We start from the raw sequence: 3035 nt of genomic DNA, 5'->3' as shown, positions 1-3035 counted from the left end.
GGATTGGCGCACAGTTGCAACGAGAGGTCGCCGTGCATCCACGCCGGATCCGGGGAGTCATCGGGAAACACCCGCATCGGCTTGAGCTGCACCGGTTTCGACGACGCCAGACCGAACCGATCGTCGAACAGACTCGCACCCATACCCAGTGTGGTGGTCAGTCCGTCGGCGGGCATCTGCGGGCCCAGCACGTCGGAATCCGCGGGCGGTGCCGACACCCCGGAATCGGTCGGTGCGCCGCCTGCGGTGAGGGTGCGGGCACGGGTGGTCAGCGTCTTCATGAGATCGACGAGGTCGGCGCGCGAGGTGCCGTCGACGACGTCGAAGGCGGCGACGGCCGAGAACGCCTGCTTGTCGGCCGGGCCCGGTGTCAGGATTCCCGACTGATGCTCGGAATGAAAAGGATACGAATCACTTTCGGACGGACCGGAGTCCGCCGAGCGTGCATCGGCGGTCACGCCACCGGCAATCAGCCCTGCGGTCAACGCGGTACCTGCGGTCCCGGCGGCCGCGCCACGCAGGAAACTCCGTCGGTTCACCGCGGAGGGGCTGGGGTCGAAATGCTTGCGCATGTGGGGTTCTCGGCTCTCGCTACAAGGTAGTCGGAATCAGGTCGGTGGCGGTCACGAGCTGGGCGGGACCTCGAGCAGCCCGGGCTCGTCGGACAACGACTGCAGCACGGCGCCCAGCGCGGCGTTGACCTGCTGACGTTGGGCCAGGGTCACCGTGTCGCTGGGCTGCCAGCCGTTGGGGGTGCGGGTGGTGTTCAGCGCGGCGTCGAGGGTGTCGAGACCTCGGGTGATGGTGGCGACCAAACCGGGGTCACGAGCCTGCACCAGCGGGGCGACCTCGGCGAGCACCACGCGCGTGATCTGGGTGTCGGCGGAGGTGGCCGCATAGGCGGTGTGCGAGCCCAGATCGTCGATCCCGGAGAGGTGGTCGCGTTGGGCGTCCTCGAGGATCTCGTGGACCCGGATGGGCAGGTTGGTCGGGTCACCGGCCTCGTCGTCGGTCGTCAGATTCTGCCGGACGACGCCGATGTCGGTGGTCAATTGGTCGATCACCGGCAGCAACTGGGACGGTCCCTGACCGTGGTAGAGGCCGTACTCGACGCGGTGCAGTCCGGTGAACCCCGGATCGTTCACCCCGCCGGGAAGACCATCGGGCAATCCGTCGACGGCCTGCCCCTTGTCGCCGAAACTGTCGTAGGAGGCGCCAACCCGCTCCCAGTCGAGTTGCGCCGTCAGCCAATCTTTTTGGGCGCCCGCGAGATCTCCGGATGCCACCGCCGAACGCAGGGCGGCGACGTCACCTGCCAGGGTCGTGAGCGTCTGCGCGGCATACGCCTGATAGGCATTGTTGGGGCCGGTGAGGTCGGCGATGGTGACCGGTTTGACGGCAAGGACATTCGCGACGTCGTGCCCGGTCACCGTCACCGCCGCGCTGCGGGTGGTGCCCCCCGGCATCAGACACACGAACGAGTACGTCCCCGACCCGAGCGTGGCGGTGAGCGTTGCGGTGGTTCCCGGCCCCAGTGTCTCGATCTCACCGACGACACCGCCGGACGCGTCGTCGAGGTTGATCTCCCCGGCGTGCGAGGACTTGTTCGCCACGTCGATGCTCTGGGTACCCGAATGCGCCGAATTCCATTCGTGCGCACAGCTGTCCGCGGTGACCGTCACGGCGGTGTCGGTCGACGTGGGAGTGGGGAGGGCGAGGATGACCACGACGGCGACGAGCACCGGAACTGCGATCAGTGTCAGGGCAACCGGCAGGGTGCGTTGCTGGGCCCACCGTTCCCATCGTGGCCGTGCCGGCTCGGTGGTGTCGCGCGCGGCGAGGTTCTCCTCGGGGGTGCTCGCGGGAGCCGGGACAACGGCGTCGGCGCGCACGAACATCGTCAGCACCACCACGAGGTAGACGGCCCAGGCCACGATCTGTAGCACCGTCATCTTGGGGGTGAGCTCGGTGGTGCCGCTGATCAGCGTCACCCACCAGGAGGTGGGATCGATGTGGGCCGTCAGATCGAAGGCGACCCACGAGCTTCCGGGGAGTAGCCCGGCATCCTGCAGGTCGCCGAGACCGTACGCGAGGACGCCCGCCGCGATGACGATCAGTGCCAGTGCCGTCCAGTTGAAGAACTTGCCGAGGTCGAGGTGTATCGCTCGCCGATAGAGCAACCAGCACAACGTGATTGCGATGACGATACCGATGGCGGCGCCGATCAACGGCGCCACCGTCGATCCCGACGCCTTCACCGCGGTCCACAGGAACAGCGTCGTCTCGAGACCCTCGCGACCGACGGCGAAGAACGCGGTCAGCGTGAGCGCGCCCGCGCCGATGGCCAGCGCGCGTTCGACGTCGCCGCGCAGTTGCCCCGACAGCGACCGTGCGGTCTTGCGCATCCAGAAGATCATCCCGGTCACCAGAACGACCGCGACCACACTGAGCGCGCCCCCGATCGCCTCCTGCGCCGAACTCGACAGGATGGTGGTGGAGTAGGTCAGTACCGCCGCGAAGCTGCCGGCCAGCGAGACCGCACCGAGGACGCCGAGCCAGATCGCGGCGGTCGATACCTGCCGTCCGCCGGGGAGGGTGGCATTGGCCTTGTGCAGGGCGGCGAGCAGGATGCTGACGACCAGTCCGGCCTCGAGCCCTTCCCGGAGTCCGATCAGCAGATTCGGCACCGCGTCAGCCCAGTTCATGAGAAAGAAAGGTATGCCTTGGCTGCCCTTCGTGGGGTAAGGATTGCCTGAGATTATTCTCACCAATTGCATTGCGGCGTAGAATGATTGGGAGAACTGCGACAATTCGACCCAGCTCTTTGGGGTCACTTTTCCGGCGGTTTACCGACCCTTGGATATTTGGTGATCGGAGTCGAGATGAACAGGGTGATCGTCCGGTGCGATCGAGGCGCCTACTACTCGACGATCTGGTGGCCGTTGGGCTCGTTCAAGGCCGCGCGGTTCGGCCCGATGCGCGTGCAGCGTTGCCCCGTGCACCATGCGTGGGAGAAGACGCGGCGGGGCGATCCG

2 protein-coding genes are annotated in these 3035 nt (G+C 66.9%); both read right to left on the bottom strand.

Features of this window, described 5'->3' with window-relative positions; translation table 11 throughout:
• The coding region (locus B1964_RS20710; protein ID WP_172398915.1) for a Dyp-type peroxidase domain-containing protein at positions 1 to 572 on the bottom strand (572 nt) is incomplete at its 3' end.
• Between the two features lie 51 nt (positions 573 to 623).
• Positions 624 to 2705 carry an iron uptake transporter permease EfeU gene (efeU, locus tag B1964_RS20705; RefSeq protein ID WP_079931115.1) on the bottom strand — a complete coding sequence of 694 codons (2082 nt, stop codon included), beginning with the start codon at positions 2703 to 2705 and terminating at the stop codon, positions 624 to 626.
• Positions 2706 to 3035 lie beyond the last annotated feature (330 nt).

The organism is Gordonia sp. i37, assembly GCF_002043085.1.
Classification (GTDB): domain Bacteria; phylum Actinomycetota; class Actinomycetes; order Mycobacteriales; family Mycobacteriaceae; genus Gordonia; species Gordonia polyisoprenivorans.
This window is presented reverse-complemented; position numbering and strand designations above follow the sequence as displayed.

What these genes read in the sequence shown, in the direction of transcription:
- efeU (WP_079931115.1), bottom strand. Translation starts at nt 2,705, where the DNA reads ATGAACTGGGCTGACGCGGTGCCGAATCTGCTGATCGGACTCCGGGAA.